Origin of the sequence: Paenibacillus sonchi (assembly GCF_016772475.1) — a bacterium.
Lineage (GTDB): Bacteria > Bacillota > Bacilli > Paenibacillales > Paenibacillaceae > Paenibacillus_AQ > Paenibacillus_AQ sonchi.
Genome location: NZ_CP068595.1, coordinates 5,118,694 through 5,143,767 on the forward strand (window position 1 = coordinate 5,118,694; position 25,074 = coordinate 5,143,767).

The 25,074-nt window shown below is 50.2% G+C and carries 26 protein-coding genes; 17 read left to right on the top strand and 9 right to left on the bottom strand.

From position 1 onward, the window contains the following. Positions 1 to 15: 15 nt before the first annotated feature. Positions 16 to 237 carry an RNA chaperone Hfq gene (gene hfq, locus JI735_RS22805; protein WP_020426909.1) on the bottom strand — a complete coding sequence of 74 codons (222 nt, stop codon included), beginning with the start codon at positions 235 to 237 and terminating at the stop codon, positions 16 to 18. Between the two features lie 109 nt (positions 238 to 346). Here hfq and JI735_RS22810 point away from each other — a divergent pair, with 109 nt between their 5' ends. Beyond that, the gene (locus JI735_RS22810) at positions 347 to 1,003 is read left to right on the top strand and encodes a phosphatase PAP2 family protein (protein ID WP_039839279.1); all 657 of its coding nucleotides are present in this window, start codon (positions 347 to 349) and stop codon (positions 1,001 to 1,003) included. Between the two features lie 70 nt (positions 1,004 to 1,073). On the opposite strand, the gene JI735_RS22815 is transcribed toward JI735_RS22810, so the two are convergent. Continuing rightward, positions 1,074 to 1,559 carry a hypothetical protein gene (locus JI735_RS22815; RefSeq protein WP_039839278.1) on the bottom strand — a complete coding sequence of 162 codons (486 nt, stop codon included), beginning with the start codon at positions 1,557 to 1,559 and terminating at the stop codon, positions 1,074 to 1,076. A gap of 206 nt (positions 1,560 to 1,765) precedes the next feature. On the opposite strand from JI735_RS22815, the gene JI735_RS22820 reads away from it, so the two are divergent. Together JI735_RS22820 and helD are read left to right on the top strand one after the other, a co-directional pair. Then, positions 1,766 to 2,797, top strand: coding sequence for an FUSC family protein (locus JI735_RS22820; RefSeq protein WP_039839277.1), 1,032 nt, complete (start codon positions 1,766 to 1,768; stop codon positions 2,795 to 2,797). Positions 2,798 to 3,080: 283 nt separating this feature from the next. Beyond that, positions 3,081 to 5,438 carry an RNA polymerase recycling motor HelD gene (gene helD / locus JI735_RS22825; protein WP_039839275.1) on the top strand — a complete coding sequence of 786 codons (2,358 nt, stop codon included), beginning with the start codon at positions 3,081 to 3,083 and terminating at the stop codon, positions 5,436 to 5,438. Positions 5,439 to 6,184: 746 nt separating this feature from the next. Here helD and JI735_RS22830 read toward each other — a convergent pair. The 3 genes from JI735_RS22830 to fsa form a co-directional block, all read right to left on the bottom strand. Beyond that, positions 6,185 to 7,405 carry an MFS transporter gene (locus JI735_RS22830; RefSeq protein WP_039839267.1) on the bottom strand — a complete coding sequence of 407 codons (1,221 nt, stop codon included), beginning with the start codon at positions 7,403 to 7,405 and terminating at the stop codon, positions 6,185 to 6,187. Positions 7,406 to 7,417: 12 nt separating this feature from the next. Then, positions 7,418 to 7,861: a MarR family winged helix-turn-helix transcriptional regulator gene (locus JI735_RS22835; RefSeq protein ID WP_039839266.1), complete on the bottom strand. Its 444-nt coding sequence runs from the start codon at positions 7,859 to 7,861 to the stop codon at positions 7,418 to 7,420. A gap of 177 nt (positions 7,862 to 8,038) precedes the next feature. Then, positions 8,039 to 8,686 (bottom strand): fructose-6-phosphate aldolase, encoded by a 648-nt coding sequence (gene fsa, locus JI735_RS22840; protein ID WP_020431819.1) that lies wholly within the window; start codon positions 8,684 to 8,686, stop codon positions 8,039 to 8,041. 243 nt (positions 8,687 to 8,929) lie between these two features. On the opposite strand from fsa, the gene JI735_RS22845 reads away from it, so the two are divergent. From JI735_RS22845 to JI735_RS22855, 3 genes are read left to right on the top strand one after another with little or no spacing between them, the layout of a single operon-like run. Continuing rightward, positions 8,930 to 9,397, top strand: coding sequence for a hypothetical protein (locus tag JI735_RS22845; RefSeq protein ID WP_039839265.1), 468 nt, complete (start codon positions 8,930 to 8,932; stop codon positions 9,395 to 9,397). Beyond that, positions 9,381 to 9,941 (top strand): macro domain-containing protein, encoded by a 561-nt coding sequence (locus tag JI735_RS22850; RefSeq protein WP_039839264.1) that lies wholly within the window; start codon positions 9,381 to 9,383, stop codon positions 9,939 to 9,941. Before JI735_RS22845 ends, JI735_RS22850 begins: the two co-directional genes overlap by 17 nt. Before the next feature lie 39 nt (positions 9,942 to 9,980). Next, positions 9,981 to 10,475 carry a GNAT family N-acetyltransferase gene (locus tag JI735_RS22855; protein ID WP_233476015.1) on the top strand — a complete coding sequence of 165 codons (495 nt, stop codon included), beginning with the start codon at positions 9,981 to 9,983 and terminating at the stop codon, positions 10,473 to 10,475. A gap of 8 nt (positions 10,476 to 10,483) precedes the next feature. On the opposite strand, the gene JI735_RS22860 is transcribed toward JI735_RS22855, so the two are convergent. After that, complete coding sequence (locus tag JI735_RS22860; protein WP_039839262.1) at positions 10,484 to 10,681, bottom strand: hypothetical protein; 198 nt, start codon at positions 10,679 to 10,681, stop codon at positions 10,484 to 10,486. A 72-nt stretch (positions 10,682 to 10,753) separates the two neighbouring features. Here JI735_RS22860 and rpiA point away from each other — a divergent pair, with 72 nt between their 5' ends. The 5 genes from rpiA to JI735_RS22885 all read left to right on the top strand — a co-directional run bounded on the left by rpiA (position 10,754) and on the right by JI735_RS22885 (position 16,584). After that, positions 10,754 to 11,440: a ribose-5-phosphate isomerase RpiA gene (rpiA, locus tag JI735_RS22865; RefSeq protein ID WP_039839261.1), complete on the top strand. Its 687-nt coding sequence runs from the start codon at positions 10,754 to 10,756 to the stop codon at positions 11,438 to 11,440. A 79-nt stretch (positions 11,441 to 11,519) separates the two neighbouring features. After that, complete coding sequence (locus JI735_RS22870) at positions 11,520 to 11,936, top strand: VanZ family protein (RefSeq protein ID WP_039839259.1); 417 nt, start codon at positions 11,520 to 11,522, stop codon at positions 11,934 to 11,936. A 62-nt stretch (positions 11,937 to 11,998) separates the two neighbouring features. Then, on the top strand, positions 11,999 to 12,439 hold the full coding sequence (locus tag JI735_RS22875) for a GNAT family N-acetyltransferase (RefSeq protein WP_020431828.1): 441 nt from the start codon (positions 11,999 to 12,001) through the stop codon (positions 12,437 to 12,439). Positions 12,440 to 12,977: 538 nt separating this feature from the next. Next, the gene (locus JI735_RS22880) at positions 12,978 to 13,442 is read left to right on the top strand and encodes a MarR family winged helix-turn-helix transcriptional regulator (protein ID WP_202676475.1); all 465 of its coding nucleotides are present in this window, start codon (positions 12,978 to 12,980) and stop codon (positions 13,440 to 13,442) included. Then, complete coding sequence (locus tag JI735_RS22885) at positions 13,426 to 16,584, top strand: MMPL family transporter (protein ID WP_202676476.1); 3,159 nt, start codon at positions 13,426 to 13,428, stop codon at positions 16,582 to 16,584. Before JI735_RS22880 ends, JI735_RS22885 begins: the two co-directional genes overlap by 17 nt. Before the next feature lie 159 nt (positions 16,585 to 16,743). Here JI735_RS22885 and JI735_RS22890 read toward each other — a convergent pair whose 3' ends face one another. Next, a complete protein-coding gene (locus tag JI735_RS22890; protein WP_039839251.1) occupies positions 16,744 to 17,415 on the bottom strand; it encodes a tetratricopeptide repeat protein in 672 nt (223 codons plus the stop codon). 282 nt (positions 17,416 to 17,697) lie between these two features. On the opposite strand from JI735_RS22890, the gene JI735_RS22895 reads away from it, so the two are divergent. After that, positions 17,698 to 17,856 carry a hypothetical protein gene (locus JI735_RS22895; RefSeq protein WP_020431843.1) on the top strand — a complete coding sequence of 53 codons (159 nt, stop codon included), beginning with the start codon at positions 17,698 to 17,700 and terminating at the stop codon, positions 17,854 to 17,856. A gap of 112 nt (positions 17,857 to 17,968) precedes the next feature. Here the strand turns inward: JI735_RS22895 and JI735_RS22900 are convergent, their stop codons facing one another. Next, positions 17,969 to 18,181, bottom strand: a complete 213-nt coding sequence (locus tag JI735_RS22900; protein ID WP_020431845.1) for a hypothetical protein — start codon at positions 18,179 to 18,181, stop codon at positions 17,969 to 17,971. Between the two features lie 356 nt (positions 18,182 to 18,537). Further along, positions 18,538 to 18,930 (bottom strand): hypothetical protein, encoded by a 393-nt coding sequence (locus JI735_RS22905; protein ID WP_157771509.1) that lies wholly within the window; start codon positions 18,928 to 18,930, stop codon positions 18,538 to 18,540. A gap of 432 nt (positions 18,931 to 19,362) precedes the next feature. Here JI735_RS22905 and JI735_RS36185 point away from each other — a divergent pair, with 432 nt between their 5' ends. The 5 genes from JI735_RS36185 to JI735_RS22930 all read left to right on the top strand — a co-directional run bounded on the left by JI735_RS36185 (position 19,363) and on the right by JI735_RS22930 (position 25,018). Then, positions 19,363 to 20,208, top strand: coding sequence for a hypothetical protein (locus JI735_RS36185; RefSeq protein ID WP_233476016.1), 846 nt, complete (start codon positions 19,363 to 19,365; stop codon positions 20,206 to 20,208). Between the two features lie 251 nt (positions 20,209 to 20,459). Continuing rightward, entirely contained in the window at positions 20,460 to 21,431 is a 972-nt protein-coding gene (locus JI735_RS36190) for a discoidin domain-containing protein (protein ID WP_233476017.1), read from the top strand. A 381-nt stretch (positions 21,432 to 21,812) separates the two neighbouring features. Beyond that, positions 21,813 to 23,108, top strand: coding sequence for an extracellular solute-binding protein (locus JI735_RS22920; protein ID WP_233476018.1), 1,296 nt, complete (start codon positions 21,813 to 21,815; stop codon positions 23,106 to 23,108). Positions 23,109 to 23,204: 96 nt separating this feature from the next. Beyond that, complete coding sequence (locus JI735_RS22925) at positions 23,205 to 24,158, top strand: carbohydrate ABC transporter permease (RefSeq protein WP_039839238.1); 954 nt, start codon at positions 23,205 to 23,207, stop codon at positions 24,156 to 24,158. After that, positions 24,155 to 25,018, top strand: a complete 864-nt coding sequence (locus JI735_RS22930; protein ID WP_039839236.1) for a carbohydrate ABC transporter permease — start codon at positions 24,155 to 24,157, stop codon at positions 25,016 to 25,018. Before JI735_RS22925 ends, JI735_RS22930 begins: the two co-directional genes overlap by 4 nt. The last annotated feature ends 56 nt before the right edge of the window (positions 25,019 to 25,074 follow it).

Genomic DNA, 25,074 nt, shown 5'->3' on the forward strand with positions numbered 1-25,074 from the left:
AGCTGGATTGAAGGCTTATTTGAGCGAGACAGGCTTCAGCGGTACAACTGTAGAGACGGCTGATTTGAACAGCACATTTTGTCTGCCGTCACCTTGCCCTTGCAAAGTGATCGTATAGGCATCATAAGAGGTTACAAGTCCCTGCATTTTAACTCCATTGGTTGTAAAGATCGTCACGGGAACCTTGGTTGAGATGCATTGGTTCAACAAACGCTCCTGTAATTTCAGAGTTTCCACTTTGGCAGCACTCCATCTTTTTATGAATTGTCTTCCAGAACATTATACCACGGGTAAGACCTTCTCTGAAAATAGGGTCATCCGGCTTAAATTGGACAAGGGGGTAGTTATGCTGCAATACCAATACTGGTCAAGAGGTTTCCGGGGGTTTATCGGTTTTTTTCTGGTTTTTGTCGTAATCGCTGTGTTTGTGAAGATGGACCGGATCTCCGGGTTTGACAACTTCATGATTCATGCCGTGCAGTCCGCGGAATCCCCGGCATTGACTTCCCTGGCCAAGGGATTGTCCCTGGTGGGCTCATCCAGTCTTGCCATCGGCATTTCATTACTGGCAATGGTGCTGCTGTACTTTGTGCTGAAGCACCGTATCGAGCTGATTCTGTTTCTTGCAGTCGGGGCAGGCTCACAGCTGCTGAACACCTGGATGAAGCTGTGGTTTCACCGGGAACGCCCGAATATCCACCGCTTGATTGAACAGGCCGGATACAGCTTTCCGAGCGGGCATTCCATGGCGGCGTTCTCGCTGTATGGCATCATTGCGTACCTGCTGTGGCGGTATATGCGCAGGAGAAGCGAGCGGATTCTGTTCATTCTGTTCACAGTGCTTATGACAGGGGGGATCGGCTGGAGCCGTGTCTATCTGGGGGTACACTACCCAAGTGATGTCATTGGTGGATATGCGGCGAGCGGAGCCTGGATGATGTTATGTATTGCCTGCTTTGAGGCCTACCGGAATTCCCGGAAGAGCAAGAAGCGCCTGCCATGAAAAAGCGGATTCCCGCCCGCATGGGAATCCGCTTGTCCGCCATATGAATATACCTGTTCTGCCAGGTGCTTCAGCGTTTTATGGATTGCTGGAATTGATTTATCCGGCTGATGCCCAGCTTCAGAAGTGCCGGCAGTCCGGCTTTCAGCTTGTCTGCCTCACCCTGGGTCAGACGGCCATCTTTGATGGAAGTCTCAAGCTTCATGACTGCCGCTTCGCTCAGCTTTTGGAGGTATTGCTCTTCAGTCCAGCCTTTCTTCTCTTTGGCCAGCGCATACAAGGTTGTACCTGACTTCAGGCTGCGGATCAGCTCATGACGGTCCATCTCCAGCAGTTTGGACGTTTCACTGATAATGAAATGCCCGCCTCCGGCCCGGAAGTCTTTGTCGGTGCCTGGGGGATGGGGATGACGGGGGTTCTGATCAGCCCGTACTGCTGAATCGGGAGCGGTTGCAGGTGTACTGCTGACAGCATTTTCCGCAAAGGCGGCAGCCGGAGCCAGGCAGAGCAGAAGCGCTGCAGCGAAGGCTGTAATTCTTTTGACATTGTTGCTCATGATTCACCTCGTACATGGATTTGTGGGGGGACTGCTGTATTCAGTATTCCCCGAAAGCTGAAAGCATCCTGAAAGCCGGCTTAAGCCACACTAAAATTCGGCAGCCAGCTTCCTGGGTAATAATGTCTGTACCTTCTTAGAAATGAACCAAAACAGATCAGGATATACATATTTGTACGAAGTAATATCGATTAGGAGGGATGGATTTGGCTTTTGGCGCCCGCATACTCAAAACCGGCTTGGCCGTAACACTTGCACTTTATCTATCCGCTCTGTTGCAATTCTCTTCTCCTGTAGGCGCAGCGATTGCGGCGATATTTGCGATGCAGCCCTCGATCTACAGATCCTGGCGGTACTTTCTGGATCAGATTCAGACGAGTACCATAGGTGCGGTACTGGCGCTGCTGGGCGGAATGCTGCTGTCCAATGAGCCGATTGCCGTCGGGCTGGTATGTATTCTGGTGATTATGATCAGTATGAAAATGAAACGGGCCGATACGATCGGGTTGACCCTGGTCACTGTAATTTCGGTCATGGAAGCCTCGGGGCAATGGGAGTTTGCGTTAACCCGCTTTCTGCTGACGCTGACCGGTATTGTCGCTGCTTTTATTATCAATATAGCCGTATTTCCTCCGCAGCCGCGGAAGCAGTATATCCAGCAGATTGAAAATGTATTCGGCAGCCTGTCGCTGCTGCTGCGGACGGCTGTGTCGCATGAGATGAAGGAGAGTGTCTTCCGCGACGAAAAAAATGCGCTGGAGGCCTCTATCCGGTCGCTTGCGGATAAGTACGCTTTGTTCGAGGAGGAACAGAAACAGCTACGACGGGCCAAATACAGCCAGACCCGGCAGATGGTGGTCTATAAGAACCTGCTGGCTTCGCTGCAGAAAGGGTTTGAAGTGCTGGAGGCGGTGGACCGGCATTATTTCCAGGCGGAGCGCACCGGGAAGACCGATGAGCTGTTTGACCGCCATCTGGAGCAATTGATCAAATACCATGAGACTATTCTGCTCAAGTTTGAAGACAAGCTGAAACCGGGAGCGAACGATATTGACCCGCTGGCGGAGGATAACGACCGCTTTCTCCAAGCGGCAATCAACGGTTATGATGCTGAGAAATCCGGCCAGCTGCGCCTCTCTGTAGTGGCGGCTGCAATTTATGATTACGGATACCAGCTGGAGCGGCTGGATAAGGTTGCGGATCAGATTAACCGGCTTTCTGCCGAGGAGAAGGAATAATCAATAGCCTGCTTTTGAGCAGCACAACGTTGACTGTCAAGCATGTATTGGCGCATACTTTATAGTATATAACCAGGAAGATCAATGTTTGGTCATAGCAAAAGATCCGGCCCCTGAAGGGACCGGATCATTATGTATCACGGATAGAGAGACTTGAAAAAGGATGCCGTGCTTGTTAATATAAATGGATATCGGAAAAATAATACAAAAATGGTAAAATAAATTAATTTAATTATAGCATAGGCAAGGATAAATATCAACCTTCCGAAGGGGATGAATTGCAATGGAGAAGCATGATAGCGAGTGGGAAGAAGAGCAGAAACGGGTAAACGGAATTACAAAGCTGCTGTCGGCCCATATCAGACGGCTATCCGAGGAGCTTGGTCTTCATCGCAGTGATGTTGTGGATATGCGCAAAGACTTCTGGGAAGAGGTTACAGTGAACTTCAGCAGCCCGGATGACCTAGGAGAAACCTCGACAAGCCTGCGCCAGCAGGCGCAAATTCTGAATGAACGGGAACGCCATCATCTGCAGTCGAGCAAAGCGCTCAAAAAATATAGAAAGCTTGTCGTATCGCCTTATTTTGGACGGATTGATTTTAAGGAGACAGCGGATGCAGAGACAGAGCGGATTTATCTGGGCATCGGCTCGCTGATGGAGGACAACGGCTCGTTCCTGATATACGACTGGCGCGCTCCCATCTCAAGTCTTTATTACGACGGGGCTCCGGGTCCGGCAGCCTATGAAACACCAGGCGGGCTTGTCTCCGGCACCATGGAGCTGAAACGCCAATTCGTGATCGATAACGGCACGATTGAGGTCATGTTCGATACAGGTGTTACCATTGGCGACGAACTGCTTCAGCAGGTGCTCAGCCACAGTGCGGACGACCGGATGAAAAGTATTGTTGCGACCATACAGAAGGAGCAGAATGCTATTATCCGCAATGACCGGAGCCGGATGCTGGTCGTGCAGGGTGCAGCAGGCAGCGGCAAAACCTCAGCCGCGCTGCAGCGCGTGGCTTATCTGCTCTACAAATACCGCGAGGTGCTGCAGGCGGACCAAATGCTGCTGTTTTCGCCGAATCCGCTTTTTAACAGCTATGTATCCACGGTACTGCCGGAGCTGGGTGAAGAAAATATGCAGCAGACTACGTTCCAGATGTATCTTGAGCACCGGCTGGGCCAGGAATTTGAGCTGGAGGATGTTTTCAGCCAGACAGAAAGCCTGCTGAATGCCCCGGAAGGGCCTGAGGCAGCCACGCGGAGAGCGGGAATTGCCTACAAGTCCTCTGTGGCTTTTTTGGATGTGATCCGGCGTTACGTCAATCTGCTGGAGCATGAGGGGATGCTGTTTAAACCGCTTGTATTTCTAGGCCGGGCAGTCGTCAGTAAAGAAGAAATGCAGCAAAAATTCTACAGCTTTGATCCCGGTATTAAACTGGCGAACCGGATCGATCTGATGACGGGCTGGCTGCTCAAAAAAATCGCTGCCTTCAGTGTGGAAGAGCGGGAATCGCAGTGGGTGGAGGACCAGATTGAGCTGCTGGATTCCAGTGACTATCAACGGGCATACAATATGCTCCGCCGCAAGGGCGGGGGCCGGAATGACAGCTTTGATGACTTCGATATGGAGAAAACGGTGCTGGCCCGGTATATTGTCAGCCAGCGTCTGAAGCCGCTGCGCGGCTGGACCAAACGGGGAAGGTTCGTGGATGTGAAGGGGCTGTACAGTCTGCTTTTTGCTGACCGTGAGTTAATGGAGCGCCTGGGCAACGGCCGGGAGCTGCCGGGAGCCTGGGACGCTATCTGCCGCCAGACGGTGACGTCATTGAGCCGGAACGAGCTTGCCTATGAAGATGCTACACCGTTTCTGTATCTGAAGGAGCTGAGCCAGGGCTTCCGGACCAATACGCAAATCCGTCATGTGATCGTCGATGAGGTGCAGGATTATTCCCCGTTCCAGCTTGAATTCATGCGCCGCCTGTTTCCCCGGGCCAAAATGACGGTGCTTGGCGATCTCAATCAGGCGATTTATGCCCAGGGTGAGGTGCTTGGTGATCTGGGCGGGCTGGTCAGCATCTACGGCCAGGAGAATACGGAGGTCATCTCCTTGACCCGCAGCTACCGCTCCACCTATGAGATTGTTGAATTTACGCGTTCGATGATTCCCGGCGGGGAAAAGATTGTTCCCTTCAACCGGCGGGGAGAATCACCGCTGCTGACGGTTGTGGACAATGAGGAGGGTCTGATTGGTTCAATTGAGCAGGATGTGCTGAATCTTCACTCCATGGGCTATCATTACGTGGCGGTAATCTGCAAAACGGCAGAGGAGAGCGCACGCGTCCATGCCGAGCTGCAGAACAGGCTTCCGGTCAGGCTGGTTACGAAGGATACGCCCAATTTCCAAAAAGGGACCCTGGTGCTGCCCGCATATTTGGCCAAGGGCGTGGAGTTTGATGCCGTCATCATTTATGACGGCTCCGAGGCTAAATATGGCCGGGAAAGTGAACGCAAGCTGTTCTATACCGCATGCACCCGGGCTATGCATCTGCTGCATATTTACAGCCTGGGGCAGCCGAATCATTTTCTGCCCGCCGAAGCCCGCGAGTCGGCAGCTGCCGGAGTTATGCAGGGTTGAGGGAGCCTTTATTGAATATCATGATAAACAAAAACCGCCCCGGGATCAGAGATCACAGGGCGGTTTTTTTGAAAATATAAGAATTTACTCACAGGAATATACGCGATGCAGGAGGATAGGGCTCCATCCGCGGACTGAAGCGGACCGAGGAGCCCTTATTTTGCCAAAAACCTTACTTTTTCAGCAGTTACGGACTCAGGAGCCGTTAGATCGTTCGATGGAGCCTGGAATAAAGGGGAGAGGGAGAAATAAAGGCATCTGAGTCCGTTAGTCCTGCGGAATAGCCGAATCTTCTATCCATAAAGGCTCTCCTGTCCGTAACGGCTGCGGATCGATCGCAAAGGAATAGGGCGATCCGTCTTTACCGGCTTCTTCGCAGGTGCTAGTTGGAAAAAGGGAACTTATTTTTCCGAAAATTAAGAAAATCCTGAGATTGAAGTGGAAAAAGTAAACCTAATCACCCATTGGGCTATATTTCTTGAACAATGGTGAAATGAGCTGAATTAGTGTCCCTTTTTCCACTTCATCTGCCCAAGGGTAGGGTACTTCGGCAAATTAGGTAACCTTTTTCCACTTAAAGAGTTGCCGTAGGATTCATGGGGAGTCGTTCTCCAGGTAACGCTAGAACCAAGACGGCTGCGCTGTCCCGTGGAGGACCGCACAGCCGTTTTGGTTCTTGCCGTATCGGCCAGATGATGGATAGAATCACTTTAAGCGAGAGGGTATACAAGGAACAGCTTAAGCGTTTATTTGGTCACAGAGTGGCTCGTGGAATTCTTTGGCGCAGGTTTTTGGCGGTTGTAACGTTTAGCGAGCAGCAGGGTTGTATATATCAACAGCAGCAGAACGGGTGCCAGTGCCGAATATCGGTACATGACGCCATAGCTGGTATACAGTGCAATGGAACCGAGGATCATGGTTCCAATCGCTACACCGAGATCCAGCGAGTTGAAGAACATGCCGTTCGCCGTCCCGCGCTGGCGGGGCTCCACGGACTGGATCATCCAGGTCTGCAATGCGGGCTGCATCGAACCGAAGCCGATTCCGTAACAAAGGGCGGCCGGAAACAGTGCAGCCGTTGAGGAAGCGAAGGAGAGCTGCAGCAGTCCTGCAACTATGAAGAGACTCCCCGGAATGAGCAGGGCAGGAGGGCCGAAACGGTCGTAAATTTTCCCGGAGAGCGGCCGTACAACTACAATCGCTACAGCATTGAACAGAAAGAAGTAAGCGATGTGTTCCAGATGGGCCTCAGCACCGTAGAGCGCCAGAAAACCCAGCAGTCCGCCATAGGAGACAGACAGCAGAAAGTTAAGCAGGCAGGGAATAAACAGTCTCCGGAAGGCGCCACCCCTGATTTCTGTTACCGGCGGAGCTGCCGGCTCCTTATGATGTGCCGGCAGCTTCGTGGTCAGGCGGTAGCTGAGCGGCAAAATCAGCACCAGTGCTGCAGCAGTACAGATCAGCAGCGAGCCAAAGCCTGGCCCCTGCAGCAGGCTGAGTCCGATCAGCGGGCCGGCGGACATGGCTAGGCTTGTGGACAGGCCGAAGTAGCCCATGCCTTCGCCCATCCGGCGGATCGGGATAATGTCGGAGGCCATCGTCGGAAATGCGGTGCTGGCCATGCCGAAGCCTATTCCGAACAGCATCCGCAGGAGCAGGAGTGCAAGAATGCTTCCTGCCCAGTAATAGCCGATTACCGCAATTATGGAAACGGCCAGGCCCATGAAGATCAGCAGATTGCGGCCGCCTTTTTCCATCGCTTTGCCGGAGAACAGCCGGGATGCGATAGCGCTCAGTGCAAACAGGCTGGTCACAAGACTGACTTGTACAGAAGAAGCTTGCAGCATTCCTTCGGCATAAGCCGGGAGGGTGGAGAGAGTCATCTGCAGGCCCATGAACAGCAGCAGATTGCAAAGGGTGAGAGTTATAAATGACGGTGTCCATAGTCGTTCAGATGAATGATTCAAAGGGGTTGTCTCCTATTCTTGATGAGTATTTCCGGTGTTGTGGTAGATCAGCTCCAGCATGGAGCGGAGGTCTTCGATCTGCTCGGGGCGGAGTCCATTGACCGCCGCAGCAATAGTCTGTTGCTCCAGGGATACGGTACGCTTAATCAATGACTTGCCAGTCTCTGTGGCATAGAGCTGAAAGGCACGCCGGTCGGTAGGGCTCATCATCTTGTGTATGAAGCCTTTCTTCTGCAGCAGTTCTACGATTCTGGCTGTAGTGGGCTGGTCTTTGGCAGCGGCGGCGGCAACTTCCTTCTGATTAATGCCTTCACGATCACAGATCATCAGCAGAATAGACCATTGTTCCGGGGTGATGTCATAGGGCTTCAGAACCCGGGCAAATGCATTGGAAATCCTCCGGTGTGTTGAGCCCAGCAGAAATCCGAGGAACTCCTGGGGTGAAGTATGCGGCATGGCAGTTCGTCCTCTCAAAATAATTGTTATGACAATTATATTTAAGACAATTAATTCTGTCAACGTTTGACAAGCAGAAACGGCTGCTCTGTGCTTACATAAAGGCTGTATGGAATTCAAAAAAGCCTCTCCCCGCAGCTGCGGGAAAAGGCTTATAATCAATATTTGAACCTATACTTAGGCTTGCGGAACTTTCTCCCAGTCTTTCAGGAAACGTTCGATACCGTTGTCTGTCAGCGGATGCTTCCACAGGGAAGGCAGGAGTGAGCCCGGGATGGTTGCGATATGCGCTCCGGCAATGGCTGCCTGCTCTACATGGGCAATATTGCGGATGCTGGCGGCGATAATTTCCGATTGAAGGCCGTAATTGGTCAGAATGGTCTTCAAATCCGAGATCAGCTTCATGCCGTCAACACCGATATCATCCAGACGTCCGACGAACGGGCTGATATAGGTAGCCCCGGCTTTGGCGGCCATCAGGCCCTGTGCTGCGGAGAAGATGAGGGTAACGTTGGTTTTGATGCCTTTTTTGGTTAATTCATAACAAGCTTCCAGACCATCTTCAGTCATTGGCAGCTTGATGACAACATTCGGAGCCCATTCTGCAATTTCGTAAGCTTCCTTCAGCATTTCTTCAGCCTTCAGACCAATAACCTCGGCGCTGACCGGGCCTGGCACAATGGCGACGATCTCTTTGATTACATCTTTGAAAAGTCTGCCTTCTTTGGCGATAAGCGACGGATTTGTCGTTACGCCATCCACTAATCCGAGGCGGGTAATACGTTTGATTTCCTCAATATTTCCGGTATCCAAGAAAAACTTCATTTCGTGGTATCCTCCCTTGGTTTGATATGGATTGACAAACGTTCAACACCACTTCATTATGGATCAAGCTGCAGGAAGTTTCAACTGTTAATATGAATATTTCAAAATAACTTTATAGGCTGGCGGGCGAAATTGTTTAATTCAGCGCATAGGCCCATTCCCTGACACGTTCTCAACGTGATAATAACGTGATAATATAGAAGCGGTGTTGCCCATATCCAGCTGAAACGGCAGGTGTCAGATATGTTTATGGTTTTCGCGGGAGTTATTGTCTTTCTATTATTTGCAGCCGGAGTTATGGCTTACCAGAACAGCAGGCTGATTGCCCAGCAGGAGGCTGATGACTCAGCGGGGCGTATCAGCAGTTTAATGTATTCCGTCTATTATCAGGCCTTTTCCTATAATGAAGAACGGCCGGAAGCAGTTCCTTTGTTCCAATTCACCGTACGCGCCCGCACCGAAGGGCAGCCAGCGAGCGGCGAGGTCGACAAGACCATAGCTCTCTGCCGTGTTCCTGCCGGAAGCGGAGAAATGGCGCTCTCGGACGCGCAGAACTGGATGCTCGGCAGTATCCGGCAGTCTGCCCTGCGGGGTGAGTCGATTTTCCCGGCTTCGTTCCAGGACAAGGCCGCCAGCAAGGGGGAACAGGAGCTCATCCTCCGTCTGGAAACGGCCGTGAAGGAGGAAACGGGACATGCTAATCATCATTAACCAAGTGGCCATTTCCGCCTGCCAAGGGGATATTACGTCCTGGCAGGGGGACATGATTGTAAATGCGTCGAATTCGGGCCTTTTTGGCGGCGGCGGGGTGGACGGTGCGATTCACCGTGCAGGCGGACCGCAGATTGCCGAGGAGTGTGCAGCGATCCGCCGCAAGCAAGGCGGGATTCTGCCCGGTGAAGCAGCCGTTACATGTGCCGGGAAGCTTCCGCTGCTGGGGATCATACATACAGTAGGACCGATTTGGAAAGGGGGAGACGCTGGTGAAATTGCCACTTTAGCCAGATGCTACCTGAACAGTCTGGATGCCGCATGCACCCAAGGGGCCCGGAGCATTGCTTTTCCGAACATCAGCACGGGAGTTTATAATTTCCCCAAAGCCCTGGCCTGCCAAACTGCGCTAAGGACTGTGGTTGACTATGTTAAGGAACGCGATTCCGGAGGACTGCCGCTGCAACGGATCGAATTTATCTGTTTTGAGAAGGATAACGCCGATTTATATGAGGAAACACTAAAACGCTATAGTGATATATAATGAATTAAGAAAAGCGGCGGAAGCTGGCGAAACAACCGGATGAGAGCGAGGCACGGGATGATCTCGAATAGCGAAGTGAATTTTGTAGTGGTGGAGCCTGAGAGCAGGGAGTTGAGGGCGTTAATTGACCGTCTCGATGTCGAACTGAAAGCAAGGTATCCGCATGAAACCATCTATGTTGTTGATTTTTCGGACCCCAAAGTGCGGGAAATGACCTTCGTGGTGGCTTATGCAGGAGACAAGCCGGTAGGCTGCGGAGGCCTGCGGCCGCTTGACCCGGATTCATCGGTGATGGAGCTGAAGCGTTTCTATGTAGACCCGGATACCCGCAAGCAGGGGATTGCTAACCGCATGCTGCTGGATTTGGAGCAGAAAGCGAGAGCGGCGGGCTGCAGAGAGATCAGGCTGGAGACAGGCATCAAGCAGCCGGAAGCGATTGCGCTCTATGAGAAGCACGGCTACCGGCCGATTGACTTGTTTGGCCCTTATATAGGCGATCCTGACAGTCTCTGCTACGGCAAAAGCTTGTCCTGACCTGCGCCTTACGCGTGGTATTTCCCGGCTGGTGCATCCAGCACCCATTCCAGCATCAGGAGCATATCCTCAAGCCGGTTCAGCTGGGCATTCAGCGGTTCCCGCTGGGGGCTGCCCTCGGGCAGCGGGGCCAGGCGGGATTCAAGGGACCTTTTTTGCAGGGTCAGTTCGTTAATTTTGGACTGGATCTGTTGTTCAGTTCTCATACGGGAAACCTCCTGGCAGTAATGGTTAATAGTACTACGAGACATTATAACGGATAGATGGGGGTAATAAAAATGAGTATCAATGTGAAGCAGCTCGCAGCCGAAAAGGCAGTGGAATATGTGGTCGACGGGATGAAGGTGGGGCTGGGTACCGGTTCTACAGCATACTGGGCCATCCGCAAGCTGGGTGAACGCGTACAAGAAGGGCTGAAGATCACCGCTGTAGCAACTTCTGTAGCCTCGGAAGAGCAGGCCCGCGAGCTGGGTATCCCTCTGGTCGGCTTCGGTGATATTGATGGTCTTGATTTGACCATTGACGGGGCCGATGAGCTGAATCACGACCTGGAGCTGATCAAGGGCGGCGGCGGGGCGCTGCTGCGTGAGAAGATCGTCGCCCGGGGCAGCAAGCGGATGATCGTGGTGGCGGACGAGAGCAAGGCTGTCGGTACGCTCGGGCAATTTCCGCTCCCGGTGGAGATTGTTCCTTTTGCCTGGGAATGGACCGTCGCTGATCTGGCCAAGCTGGGCTGCACAGTGGAGCTGCGGCGCAGCGGGGACGGGCTGTACAAGACCGACAATGGCAATTACATTGCGGACTGCCGGTTCGGAACGATTGCTTCAGCATCTGAACTCGCGGCGTCCTTGCAGAACATCACCGGTGTGGTTGAACACGGGCTGTTCATTGGCATTGCTGCTCTGGCGATTATCGGCAAACAGGATGGCAGCATTGAAATTATTGAGCGTGAACACGGCGAGTAGCAGCCGGAAGCAGGGGAACCCCCGCCCGAGGAGCGGAAAGAGGCATACACCGGCGCAGCCGAGGGGATTAGGCAGGGCAATGCTGCTGATCCTGCTAATCGCGTATAGTGCCGCCCTGGTGTACTGGATGTTTATCGGGTTTGGACGGTCGGTACACACGGACGGGCCTTTCCGCTATAACCTGGAGCCGCTGCGTACCATTAAACTGTACTTTGATCTGGATAACGGAGTTTCTTTCCCTCGAAGGCTAATTAATCTGCTGGGCAATGTTATTGTCTTTGTGCCATTTGGTGTTCTGCTGCCTTTGTTGAGGAAAAGCCTGCGCTCTGTCATTTCGCTGCTCTTCGTCTCAGCCTTGGGCATACTGTTGCTGGAGACGATGCAGATGCTGCTTCGGGTCGGCAGCTTTGACATTGACGATTTGCTGCTTAATCTGGCGGGCGTTTTGTGCGGGTACATCCTGCTGTGGAGCGTGTTTTTAAAGGGTAAAAGGTAAGCCGGAGTGATGAGCTTCAAAATGAGGATATAGCGGAACTATGGAGAGGAGCAAGTCTGCAAATGCTGGTAGATTTGAAACAGCGTACGGATACGGATGAAGTGAAGGAGCTGCTGGCTTATGCCGTCATCGATGAGCCGGATGCGCTGTGGCGCACCTCGGTGGAGTATGGCAGCAAGGCAGCGCTGCAGCTTTTTGGATGGGAAGAGGAAGGTTTGCTCATAGGACTGGTAGGTTTTGAGGAAACCGAAGATGGCTCGCTGGAGATCCGCCACATCGCTGTGCTCCCGGAGAACAGGGGCAAAGGCTATGCGCGGGGGATCATTCTGGAGCTGCTGGCTGCCCGCAATCCGCGGTATCTGCTGGCGGAGACGGAAGACGAGATTGCCGCAGATTTTTACCGGAACCTGGGCTTTATGGTTTACAGCCTCGGGGAGAGTCCCGCCGGCATTGAAATGTTCCGCTGTGTCTATGAGGTTGAAGAAGACGAGGATGAGGATTAAGGAACACTGTCTGAATGTGCTTAGAGCGCAGCGGCAGCATCAGGCGCAAGCCATTTCGCATTGCTATAATGCGGGGTGGCTTTTTTTGTTTGATTCGGCTAAAGGTCGAATGTGGGCCGGAAACAACGGCAGAAATGCCTTTGTTGAGGCGTCGAAGGCTGGTATGTTTTTATTGATGGAAACAATACAATGTAAAAAAAGCGGATCATGAAAGCTGGATGACAGGTAAGCAAGGGGCTCCACTGTACGTTGGAATAAGAGGTAAAAGTACCTTTGAATCTGGCACTCTTAGGCCAATAGTAAACCGTGAGGTTGTACAACAAGCAATGTCCCGTTAGGACTAACCTCAGGTGAGTGATTATCACCCGTAAGGTGCTTTGCTCTTGTAAATCTTTTGCGGGAGTTGTTGTCGTGATATTGATTTGTCCTTCTGACCCGATGCTGAAAATGGATTGACTTTTTGGGCAGCAGCTCATATAGTTTTACTGTGAAACTATTCAAGAGACGAACTATTATCAATGCGGGGAGGTGAGGGACTATGAAAGGAGAGCCACAGCATTGGATTGACCGCTACATAGATGCTTATATGGGGGTGACCCGGCAGATTAATGCGCAGATCAAAGACAACATGGCTGAATGCCTGACCAATGATCAATTTCTGATTATGCGGCTGATCAACAGCCAGGAGCTTTGTACTTCCACTTTTTTAGCGGAGGCAGTTGCAGTGGGTAAAAGTTCCATTACTGCGATTATCAATAGGCTGGCGGAAGCCGGATTTATTGAGCGGACCCGGGATGAGAACGACCGCCGGCAAGTCTATTTGTCGCTGACTGAGAAGGGCAGAAGCACCTATCATGCGGCAGAGAAGCAGGTACAGGAGGTTATTTCTCCTTATTTCTCCCACTTTGAGGAGCAGGATATCGAGAAATTCATCACGATGTTTGAGAAGCTGGCCTTATTAATGCAGGAGACAGGGGGAGAAACAATTGAAGACCATACTTAAAGCAAGATGGGCTATTATAGCCGTATGGCTTGCCGCAGCGGTTGTGTTATTTATGACTGCTCCGGGCATGTCTGACCTGGTGCGTGAGAAGGGGCAGATTTCCGTTCCGGACGGCTATACTTCTACCAGGGCTGCTGAAATCATGAAGGAGGTCGCCGACGCTAAGGGCGGGGAGACGCTGCATCAAGTGGCGTTAGTTTTTAACAAGCCGGATGGGCTTGCCGCTGAAGATACAGAGAGCATTAAACAAGGGGTCGAGAAGCTTGCGGCGGAGAAGGTGGCGCTCAAAATTAACTCCATCACCGATCCTTTTTCCCAGGAGGAATTGAAGGACACTCTTATCGCCAAGGACGGCAAAACGATCATGGCCGCACTGATGGTGAACGGCGGGGAGGAAGCTGTCAAACAATTGCCGGACCAGGTGGATAAGCTGCTTAGCGGCGTCAGTGCAGATCATTATTTGACCAGTGAGGGGCTTATTACCGAGGATACCATTGTCAGTTCGGAAGCCGGGCTGAAGAAATCGGAATACATTACCGTTATCTTCATTTTGCTGATTTTATTCGTTGTGTTCCGGTCCTTCGTCGCACCGTTTGTGCCGCTGTTGACCGTGGGACTCAGCTATATTGTATCGCAGTCTATAGTGGCCTTCCTGGTGGACCGGTTTAATTTCCCCTTATCGACCTTTACGCAGATCTTTATGGTTGCGGTAATGTTCGGGATCGGGACGGATTACTGCATTCTGCTGATCAGCCGGTTCAAGGAAGAGCTGGCCTCTGCGGAGGACACCCGTAGTGCCATTATTTCTACTTACCGCAAGGCGGGAGGTACGGTATTCTATTCAGGGCTTGCCGTATTTGTCGGTTTCCTGGCCATCGGGTTGTCCAAGTTCATGCTCTACCGTTCTGCGGTGGCGGTGGCGGTAGGGATTGCCGTAATGCTGCTGGCGCTTGTGACCGTAGTTCCATTCTTCATGGCGGTGCTGGGCAAAAAGCTGTTCTGGCCGTCAAGCAGCAAGCTGGAGCACAGTGAGAGCCGGATTTGGGGCGCAGCGGGTTCTTTTTCTCGAAAAAGACCCTGGGCGGCGCTGCTGATTGTGGCAGTGGTGGTGGTTCCTTTCCTGCTGACCTACAGCGGCAAGCTGAGCTTCAACAGCATGGATGAAATTGGACCCGGCTATGCCTCGGTCAAAGGCTTCAACATTATCTCTGACAGCTTCGGTCCGGGTGAGTCCATGCCCGGCAAGATTGTGATCAAAAATGATGACCGCATGGATACCTCCGAGTACATGGGGTTAGCGGAGAAGATCAGCCGTGAGCTGGAGAAGGTGGACGGCGTCAAAGCGGTCCGCAGCATGTCCCGTCCAACCGGGGAGCAAATCAATGACTTCCTGATCCCGACTCAAGTGGCTGCGCTCACCAACGGCCTCAGCCAGAGCAATGTAGGGCTGACCAAGATTCAATCAGGTCTTGAGGAAGCCAGCAAGCAGCTTAAAGGGAACGAGCCTAAGCTGAATGAAGCCGTATCGGGCAGTGCGAAGCTGACTGAAGGCACGGCCGAGCTGAAAAAAGGCATCGATGCGCTGGGCGACGGCCTGTCGCGCATCGAGAGCGGCATCAAAAGCGGCTCCTCAGGAGCCGGTGAGATCAAAGCAGGGCTGGCCCAGGCGGCGGCCAGCGCCAAGCAGCTGGCCGATGCCAATGCATCGCTGCTGGCAGGCTACCAGAAAATCGGTGCAGGTCTGACTGCGCTGAATGGGGGGCTTGGGCAGCTTCAAACCCAGCTTCAAGGGGTGGCCTCGGCGCTGGCCGGTCTGGATGCATCTTTTACCGGTCTTGAGGCCGCACATCCTGATCTTCTGCAGGATGTGAACTACCAGACGATTAAAGGCACCGTAACACAGAGCGGAACGGGGGCAGCAAAGCTGGCTGGCGGTCTGGGCCAGATTTCCGGGCAGCTGAAGGGTGCCGCAGCGGGCCTTAACGAAGCCAATGCCGGTTATGCCAAAGCGGCAGCGGGCCAGACGGCATTGGCGCAGGGACTTAGCAAGCTGGTGGCCGGCATCGGCCGGCTGCAGTCCGGATTGAATCAGGCGGCAGCCGGACAAGGACAGATTGTAGATAAGATACCTTCGATTTCCAGTGGTCTGGATCAGCTCCAGGGAGGGCAGCAGCAGCTGGCAGACGGGTTCGGACAGCTTACCGGACAAATCGGCAAGTTGACGGACGGTCTCAGCGACAGTGCCGACGGCTTGAAGCAGATCACAGGCGGGCTAAATTCTGCACAGGATTACCTCAAACAGATTCAGAATGCCAAGGATGATGAGCTGAGCGGGTTCCTGGTGCCGGAGGAGGCGCTGAAAGAGGGCGGCATTCAGCAGGTATTTGATAATTATCTGTCCTCTGACCGCAAAGTGATGACTCTGGATGTGGTATTCGCTGCCAATCCTTACAGCGCAAAGGCAATCGACAGCATGGGGGATATCCAGGCAGCGGTAGACCGTGCCGTGAAAGGCACGAAGCTGGAGAATGCAGAAACAGCCATTAGCGGGGTCAGCAGCACCTACAGCGACCTGCAGAAAATATCCAATGAGGATTATATGCGGACAGTAGTACTGATGCTGGGCGGTATCTTCATCATCCTGGTCGTGCTGCTGCGCTCGATTATTATGCCTTTGTACCTGATTGTTTCGCTGCTGATCACTTATTTCACAGCACTGGGTGTGACCGAGGCCATCTTCGTGCATTTGCTGGATTATTCAGGAATCACCTGGACGACGCCATTCTTCAGCTTTGTGATGCTGATTGCACTCGGGGTTGACTACAGCATTTTCCTCATGGACCGATTCAATGAGAACAAAACCTGGGATGTGCGTGAAGCGATCCTGCACGCCATGCGGAACATGGGGACGGTAATTCTGTCAGCAGTAGTCATTCTGGGCGGAACATTCGCCTCGATGTATCCGTCCGGGGTACTGTCGATGATGCAGATCGCTACGGTCGTACTATCAGGTCTGGCGCTGTACGCGCTGGTGTTCCTGCCGTTCTTCGTGCCGGTAATGGTGCGCATGTTCGGCCGGGCGAACTGGTGGCCGTTCAGCGGTTCAGCCTCTGCTGACACACCGAAAACACTGGATATGTAATCTGGTTTCACTTGCTGAATGATCAGGAACAGACGGCTTTAAATTGTATATTCCTTAGCTTGAAATGGCTATACCCGTACAATAACCCAAAAACCTCCGGTGCACTTACCCGTGCTGGCCGGAGGTTCTTTTGGTTTATATAGTATGTAGCAGAAAGGTCTATCGCATCTTAGCGAAGTAGCTGCGCAGCGCCCAGCCGCGCTCCTGGCGCTTCTTATATTTGGGCAGTGAACGGTAAACGGCAGTCGATTCGTTAAAAGCCCGTTTGGCATCCTCCTTTCTCCCCAGCGCCTTGTACATGGAACCTGCGAGATAATACGCTTCACTGGAGGAGGATTGAATCTCCTGAAACTGGGTTACATATTGCAGGGCTTTGTTGTGGTCAATATTGCGGAATACTTCTGCGAGACGGAGGTAGGGTTGCCCGTATTGGGCCTTGCGGTTGATCTCCAGCCCTTGCAGCATCTGTGCCTCGCCTTCAGGCAGATGCCCCAGCTTCAGATTCGCATAACCCAGCTCCACCCAGTATTCGGCAGACTGCTCATAGCGGTCGGCAATTTGTACAAGCAGCTCCTTGGCTTCACTGTAACGCTTGCGCTCAATCAGCAGTCTGGCCAGATCGAATTTGGCCGATACATCATTTGGATTCAGTGAAATCGTGGTCCGCAGCTTGGAAATCTGCCGGCTCCGGCGGAATGGCTTGGTGAAGCTGGGAAGTATGCCAACATATCGGCGGTCCAGAAAATACAGGATAACCAGCAGAATAATTAGGGCCAGAAAAGGATTGCCCACCAGGCGGTACAGCAGCAAGAAACCGAAAAATTTGAACATGATTTCCCTCCGTTACTTGTGTTTCCGAACTCATATCCTATATTGGAGTGCAGAGCAGGGTAATTATACCATAACAGCCTATATTTATGATTGTTATTTTTTGCGCTGCGGAATTCCAAAGAATTCGTTATTTGATGAAGGTATGGCGCTGCTGTTTTATTATTTTTTTCCTTAATGTGAAATAAAACTGTTTAGGATTGGAAAACACGGGGTATATAAGGGTTAAGATGATGCGGAGGTACGCAAATATGGTCGAACCTATTCCAAGGAGGTTGAACTTAAATGAGTATGACAGTACATAATCTTATGGCTTTCAACCATCAATATTTCAGACCTCAGCCCGTGACCGATCCGAAGCCGCAAAGGTCCGATGACACAACGCTGAGCTTTCAGGAAATTCTGAACGAGAAGCTGAAGGCCCACAGCGGGATGAAGAAATAACAGAAGCATTTTTAGCGCAGCCTATAATGATGCAAAAGATAGAAGCCGGATCATCCGCCCCAAGGTCGGATTGTCCGGCTTCTTTGTGCAGTTTTCTAACAGGCAAGCTAAACTAAGGTCTGACCTCGTAAAACTGGCAGGTGCTGCGGGAATAATAAGCTAAGTCGCTGACCCGGGATTGGATCACTACATCCGAATCGGTGAACCGGATGACGGTTGCCCCGGAATTCACCAGATGATCATCCTCGAAGACCCGAACCGGAAGCTTGCGGTCAACGGCTTCCTGGAAATCGCTGTCGGTCAGCAAAGGGCGGTTGATAGGCATATAAAAATACTCTCCTTTGATAAATTAGAAGGACTTATGGGTTCCACGCCTGCCCTTATGCATGGATAAGGGGGCGGGAATTAAAATCAGTATACCTGTGTGCAGCGGATTAATCCATAGGGCGTGGAATGTCTCGTCAGCCCTAAGTTGATTCAAGGGGACCTGTACAGCATTTGGGTTAGCTTCGGAGACACTTACTGAGTATAAGGCGTAAGCGACAGGCGAAACTTCTGCATCTCTTTCTAGAGAGTCAACAACTACGTACATATCAATCCACCCAAGGAGGACATAAAATATACAAGTATAAAAAAAGAGAATCTCTATCGAGTAGAGATCCTCTTTGATACACATCCCAATCACCATTTAGTTATTGAGTATGACCCTTGCAATGTTGAAGTATTGTTGTTGGTAGTAAATACAATACGGAAAGTACCTGTACCATTATAGTTCAAAGCGCAAGTATCAGTGGTTGTCCCACTATTCCAGCTTGAAACAGCATTTGTCCATGTTCCATTTATATTTTGTTGGAGTTGAACAATAAGGTCAGAAGTACCGGATGTCGGGGTTGTCGTAACATTAATACTAGGATTAGTAATGTTGGTATAAGTAATAATTGCTTCAGACTTTCCTGTGAAGGAATATGTTCCTGTGTTTGTTTGTGCAGCAAAAACTGAACTACTGAAAACAAATACCAAACATACCGACAGTAACATTACCATCATGCCTTTAAACTTTCTTCCCTTTAACATTGTTATCCCTCCAAATCATTATTTTAGGATAAAAAACTAAATAAAGAAAATTATCCCAACAAAAAAATACAATAAAATGCCATTATGTGTATGTGACTAAAATTACAAAATTATGAGATGAAATTACATGAACAGTTTTAAGAGATATAACTGATAATGACGATTATGATATGATCGGCACAAATCCGGCAGAAATCCTGCATCGTGATATGGAAGCCTGGTTGTTTCAGTTTCTCTCCATGACGTATCCCTGAGTTTTTGTAATAGAAAGAGAACCTCCTTACCAGTGATATAGAGCATATCCCTGATTTCTATCCATACATTTCCTCAATAACCCTTCAGTGTATTGTAAATTTCTGTTGATAAACAGACTGTTTGTTCGCCTTTATTTAGTGTAGGCTTGGTGCATACATATTAAAGGAGATGGATTTAATGAAGAAGAAAGTAATTGGTTTCATAGTTCTATGTTTACTTATCCTAATCGTTACACCTAATTTAATTAAAGCTGCTGAAAGTCCAGTGGGATTACTGGATGGAGTTGCATTAAGCACTTCAACAAGTATTACTAACATCAAGGGATCGACTCCAGCAGTGACAGATAACAATGAGTCAACATATTTTACTTTAATAACCGAAAGAAGCGATAGTAGCCTTGTGGATACTTTAGTCTATTCTTTTAGTAGTCCTGTTACAATAAATGCATATAAAATGCTTATACCTAACTACGATAATAAAGCTCCAGTTTCTATAGTATTTATGGATTCAAATGGTAACGAACTATCGGGGAGTATAGGTGGTGTAATACCTGGCGATAATAGAGTTTATAATCTTACTACTCCAGTTCCTAATGTCAAAAAAGTATATGTTTGCCAACGAGGAACGTTATCATTAAATATTGCAGAGTTCAACTTGTACTCAACCCCATCAGCAACACCAGAACCAACACCGACTGCCACAGTAGAACCTACTGCTACACCAGAACCAACCATTGAGCCAACGCCAACAGTAACCCCGACACCGACTCCAGAACAACCAACTGGCGACCGCGCAATCCTGGTTGTAACGATGAATACCGGCCTTGAAAAAGAGTTTGACCTGAGCATGGACGAAGTGAATGCATTCATTACTTGGTACGAGAATAAGCAGGGCGGTACAGGAACAGCTTCATATGCAATCAACAAGCACGACAACAACAAAGGGCCCTTCAGCAGTAGAAAGGACTATGTGATATTCGATAAAATCTTGACCTTCAGCGTGGATGAATATTCTGCAAAATAGAATTACACATTATTCCAGCCAAGCTAAAAAAAACGTAACGGAAGTACCTTACCCCTCCAGCAATGGTGGGGTATTTCTTTGCGTTCAGGAAAATTTTCCTTACAAGAGATATGGAGTTCATAACTTTGATTTCAATCCACATATTTCCTCAATAACTCTTAAGTGTATTGTAAATTTCTGTCGAATAACAGACTGTTTGTTCGCCTTTATATAGTGTAGGCTTGATGTATACTATTAAAAGGAGAATACATATGAAGAAGATCTTTTTGCTTGTTGTATCTTGTATAATTTTCACTGTAATACTGGCTAAACCTTTAGTCACTGCAGCTACTACTGAAGAAGTGAATTTAGTGCCTGTTATGACTTCTAACACGGCTCCTTCTGGAATTGCAAGCGCTAGTAGTATTTGGAGTACCAACCACCAAGCCTTTAGTGTTTTTGACGGTAAACCTAATGATGTTGGATGGGCATCCAATGTAACACAGGCTGGGTGGATCGCATATGAGTTTGAGACCTCAGTCGTAGTTAATAAATATAAACTGATGCCACGTGGAGAAGACGTCAGCTTTGCCAAAGAGTGTCCTCGTGATTGGACGTTTGAAGGTTGGAATGGAACTGATTGGGTAGTACTTGATAAACAGGCAAACATATCGGATTGGGCTAAAGGTGTCAAAAAGGTGTTCTCATTCGAGAATGGGGTAGCTTATAAAAAGTACCGATTGAATATTACCATGAACAATGGTACTACCGCTGTAACCCTTGGAGCATTTGAAATGTATAATTCAACACCAGGACCAACGCCTACCGTCACTCCAGAACCAACCATTGAGCCAACACCAACACCAACACCAACACCAACAGCAACGGCAACAGCAACAGCAACGGCAACAGCAACACCAACACCAACAGCAACGGCAACACCAACACCAACACCAACAGCAACACCAACTGTAACCCCGTCTCCAACTCCAGAGCAACCAACAGGCGACCGAGCGATCCTGGTCGTAACGATGAACACCGGCCTTGAAAAAGAGTTTGACCTGAGCATGGAAGAAGTAAATTCCTTTATTGCATGGTATGAGAATAAGCAAGCCGGTACAGGGAAGGCATCGTATGCCATTGACAAGCACGACAATAACAAGGGGCCATTTACCAGCCGAAAAGATTACGTAATCTTCGATAAAATCCTAACCTTCAGCGTAGACGAATATTCTGCAAAATAGCATTAATGTTGAAATAAACATAACAGGAGTACCGTACCCCGCCATTTCTGGCGGGGTATTATGTTTTAAAGGAGTGGTGAACTGAAAATAGCCCTTAGAGTGAATGGTATTTTTTGCAGCGGTGACGGTTGTTATAGGATTCTATATTTGAAAAATCGAAATGTTGTCTTGATGAAGGTTGTTGGAGTAATTATTTTGACAAAGTATAATTCATAAGGATTTCCACCATAAATCAGAAGTTTGCCTCCTCAAAAAAACAAATTCCCTGCTGTACACTAAATCTTGTAAAAGAAACCTTTGAAAGGGGTACAGAGGAATGAGAAAAGCAAAGCACCTGGCATTGTCACTGGCTGCCGTTCTGCTTGTAGGTTCACTGGCAGGATGCGGGGGAACAATAACGCCGGGAAGGACAACACTACCAAAGAAAATTCTGGTAACAAGGAAGCAAGCACAAATGCTCCGGCTACAGACAAGGCAGCAGATCCTGCTGAGAAGATTGAGCTCTCTTTCTGGACACTGGGCAACGTCAACTATGAAGAGCTGGCGAACGCGTATACCAAAGAGCATCCGAACGTTACGATTAAGATTCAGAACACCGGGGACCAGACCGCTCACCACAACAACCTGACGACAGCGTTGTCCGCAGGTTCGGGAGCACCTGATATTTTCCAACTTGAAATCGGTTTCATGGAACGTTTCCTGAGTGCGCAGGATAAATTCTACAACTTGAATGATTACGGTGCGAAGGACATTCAAGCCAATTATCTGGATTGGAAATGGAAACAAGCCTCGTCCGTGGACGGCAGCTTCCAGCTGGGCCTCCCGACAGATATTGGTCCAACCGTTGTGTACTACCGCACAGACTTGGCTAAAAAGGCCGGACTGCCGGAGGACCCTGACGGCTTCGGTGCCGCCATCGATACCTGGGATAAATTCGCCACAGTAGCTAAAGCGTATAAGGATAAAATCGGCAAGCCCTTTGTCGATCTGACCGACCTGACTTACAACGCGCTGCGTGACCAATCCAATGATGAAATTTATTTCAGCAAAGCGGACGGCAAATTTATCGGCGACACCAATCCGCAGGTGAAGAAAGCCTATGATTTCACAGTCAAAGGCATTCAGGAAGGCTGGATCAGCAACTTCATGCTGTGGTCTCCTGAGTGGGGCCAAGGCATGAATGACGGTTCTTTTGCCGTTATTATGGGACCTGCATGGATGGCGGGAAATATCAAGAGCAATGCTCCTGACTCCTCCGGCAAGTGGAAAATTGCCCAGCTTCCTGAAGGTGCAGGCAACTGGGGCGGCTCCTTCATCACGCTGCCGAAGGAAGGCAAGCATCCTAAGGAAGCTTATGACTTCATCCAGTGGCTCGTGAACAAGGACAATCAGCTCGAATCGTTCAAAACCAAAGGTCTGATGCCTTCTATTCCAGCGCTCTATGAAGATCCTGCATTCAAGGATTTCAAGGATGATTTCTTCGGCGGTCAGCAGACTGCAGTTGAATTCGGTAAATCGGCAAACCGTGTAAAACCTGTATACTACGGACCTTTGCATGACCAGACCGATACTTTCTTCAAAAATGCACTGAAAAACGTGCTGGAAAAGAAAGCGGACCCGGCCAAAGAGTGGGATGAAGCCGTGAAGCAGGCGAAAACTCTGGCAGAACGCGGCTAAGTCTTTAATTGAGTTATCATTGCTCGTCCGGACTCAGGAGGGAAGCACCTTCTATGAGTCCGGATTTAAAAACGTTATATTCCCTGGAGGTGTGACATGGCTGAGCCCGTACTCGCGAGTCCACATGCCGAGAGCAAACGCCCTTTTTTGACTGAACAAAGACGGAGCCGTATTACTGCGTATACCTTTATTTCTCCTTTCTTTATTCTGTTCTCGATATTTGGACTGTACCCGATTTTTTTTACGATTTATTTGTCCTTTTTCAAATGGGATGCCCTGGGTCCCATGAAGTTCGTCGGTATGAAAAACTATGATCTGGTGACGAGCGACCCCACCTTCTGGATTTCGTTCTCCAACACGCTCATTATGGGCCTTATGGGAACCGTTCCGCAGATCATTCTGGCGCTGCTGCTGGCCGTGCTGCTGCATTCCGGCATGACCAAATTCAAAAAAACGTTCCGGATTCTCTATTTTATGCCGAATATCACTTCAATCGTCGCCGTTACGCTGGTATTCAGCACCCTGTTCGGCAATAACGGGATGATCAACTGGATGCTGAATGGACTGGGTCTGGACAGCGTGGCCTTCAACTCCGGCTGGTGGGGCGTCAAAATTGCCATTTCCACAATGGTCATGTGGCGCTGGACGGGCTACAACGCGATTATATTCCTCTCCGGTCTGCAGAGCATCCCGACAGATTTGTATGAAGCTGCCCGCATCGACGGAGCGAACCGAAGACAGCAGTTTACGTTCATCACCATGCCGCTTCTCCGGCCATTTATTGTTTTTGTTACGTTGCTGTCCACGATTGGCGCTCTTCAGCTCTTCACCGAGCCTTATGTCTTCCTGGGCCAGTCCGGAACCGGCTCTACACGGCAGGAAGGGATAACGATGGTTACCTATCTGTACAGTGAAGCCTTCCGCAATGGGTTCTTTGGCACAGCGGCAGCTACGGCAGTTCTGCTGTTCCTCGTCACGATTATTTTCTCCTTGCTTAATATGCTGGCTTCCAGCCGCATGGGCGGAGATACAGGAGGGAAAAAAGCGTGAGCACACTGCGTACGTTCAAAAAAAATCCGGACGATCTTGGCCTCTTCGGCAAGTTCTGGTTCTATCTTCTGCTGATTCTGGGCGCATTGGTATCTACCTTCCCGTTCTACTGGATGTTTGTGGTGGGTACCAATGACAAAGGTGCTGTGTTCCATGTGCCGCCGCTGCTGACCATTGGTGACCAGTTCATCGACAACTTCAAGCGTGTGCTGGATAAAGCAGATTTCTTCCAGGCGCTGGGCAACTCCCTGTTTGTAGCCTCTATGGTGACCATCTCGGTCGTGTTTTTCTGCACACTGGCCGGTTATGCATTCGCCAAATACGAATTCCCATTCAAAAACGTGCTGTTCTACTTCGTCATTGCCACATTGTTCGTACCCCAGCAGCTCGGTGTGCTGCCAACGTATGTCATTATGGCGAAGCTGCACTGGATCGACAGCTTCAAGGCACTGATCGTGCCGGCGATGGTCAACGCGTTCGGGATCTTCTGGATGCGCCAGTACATTTCCACAGCCGTACATACGGAGCTGATCGAAGCAGGCCGCATCGACGGCGGGGGCCATTTCCGCATCTTTTGGAATATTGCGATACCTGTCATTACGCCGGCGATGGCTACACTCGGCATTCTGAACTTTATGACGGTGTGGAATGATTTCTTCTGGCCGCTCGTCGTTCTGAAGAACAAAGAGCATTTCACCATTCAGATTGCATTGCAGCAGCTATTCACTACACGTGACGGCTTGGATTATGGAATGATCATGTCCGCGACCTTTACAGCAACCCTGCCGCTGCTGGTGGTATTCCTGCTGTTCAGCCGCTGGGTCATTGCCGGACTGACCTCGGGTGCAGTCAAGAGTTAACAGGAAATAAGGATTGCCGTGAAGAATAATAAGGACAGAGGACAGCAGGAGGAAGG

Coding starts and splice junctions, on each gene's coding strand:
- JI735_RS22810 (WP_039839279.1), top strand. CDS start 347: ATGCTGCAATACCAATACTGGTCAAGAGGTTTCCGGGGGTTTATCGGT.
- JI735_RS22815 (WP_039839278.1), bottom strand. CDS start 1,559: ATGAGCAACAATGTCAAAAGAATTACAGCCTTCGCTGCAGCGCTTCTG.
- helD (WP_039839275.1), top strand. CDS start 3,081: ATGGAGAAGCATGATAGCGAGTGGGAAGAAGAGCAGAAACGGGTAAAC.
- JI735_RS22835 (WP_039839266.1), bottom strand. CDS start 7,861: ATGCCGCATACTTCACCCCAGGAGTTCCTCGGATTTCTGCTGGGCTCA.
- fsa (WP_020431819.1), bottom strand. CDS start 8,686: ATGAAGTTTTTCTTGGATACCGGAAATATTGAGGAAATCAAACGTATT.
- JI735_RS22845 (WP_039839265.1), top strand. CDS start 8,930: ATGTTTATGGTTTTCGCGGGAGTTATTGTCTTTCTATTATTTGCAGCC.
- JI735_RS22850 (WP_039839264.1), top strand. CDS start 9,381: ATGCTAATCATCATTAACCAAGTGGCCATTTCCGCCTGCCAAGGGGAT.
- JI735_RS22855 (WP_233476015.1), top strand. CDS start 9,981: ATGAGAGCGAGGCACGGGATGATCTCGAATAGCGAAGTGAATTTTGTA.
- JI735_RS22860 (WP_039839262.1), bottom strand. CDS start 10,681: ATGAGAACTGAACAACAGATCCAGTCCAAAATTAACGAACTGACCCTG.
- rpiA (WP_039839261.1), top strand. CDS start 10,754: ATGAGTATCAATGTGAAGCAGCTCGCAGCCGAAAAGGCAGTGGAATAT.
- JI735_RS22870 (WP_039839259.1), top strand. CDS start 11,520: ATGCTGCTGATCCTGCTAATCGCGTATAGTGCCGCCCTGGTGTACTGG.
- JI735_RS22875 (WP_020431828.1), top strand. CDS start 11,999: ATGCTGGTAGATTTGAAACAGCGTACGGATACGGATGAAGTGAAGGAG.
- JI735_RS22880 (WP_202676475.1), top strand. CDS start 12,978: ATGAAAGGAGAGCCACAGCATTGGATTGACCGCTACATAGATGCTTAT.
- JI735_RS22890 (WP_039839251.1), bottom strand. CDS start 17,415: ATGTTCAAATTTTTCGGTTTCTTGCTGCTGTACCGCCTGGTGGGCAAT.
- JI735_RS22895 (WP_020431843.1), top strand. CDS start 17,698: ATGAGTATGACAGTACATAATCTTATGGCTTTCAACCATCAATATTTC.
- JI735_RS22900 (WP_020431845.1), bottom strand. CDS start 18,181: ATGCCTATCAACCGCCCTTTGCTGACCGACAGCGATTTCCAGGAAGCC.
- JI735_RS22905 (WP_157771509.1), bottom strand. CDS start 18,930: ATGTTAAAGGGAAGAAAGTTTAAAGGCATGATGGTAATGTTACTGTCG.
- JI735_RS36185 (WP_233476016.1), top strand. CDS start 19,363: ATGAAGAAGAAAGTAATTGGTTTCATAGTTCTATGTTTACTTATCCTA.
- JI735_RS36190 (WP_233476017.1), top strand. CDS start 20,460: ATGAAGAAGATCTTTTTGCTTGTTGTATCTTGTATAATTTTCACTGTA.
- JI735_RS22920 (WP_233476018.1), top strand. CDS start 21,813: ATGCGGGGGAACAATAACGCCGGGAAGGACAACACTACCAAAGAAAAT.
- JI735_RS22925 (WP_039839238.1), top strand. CDS start 23,205: ATGGCTGAGCCCGTACTCGCGAGTCCACATGCCGAGAGCAAACGCCCT.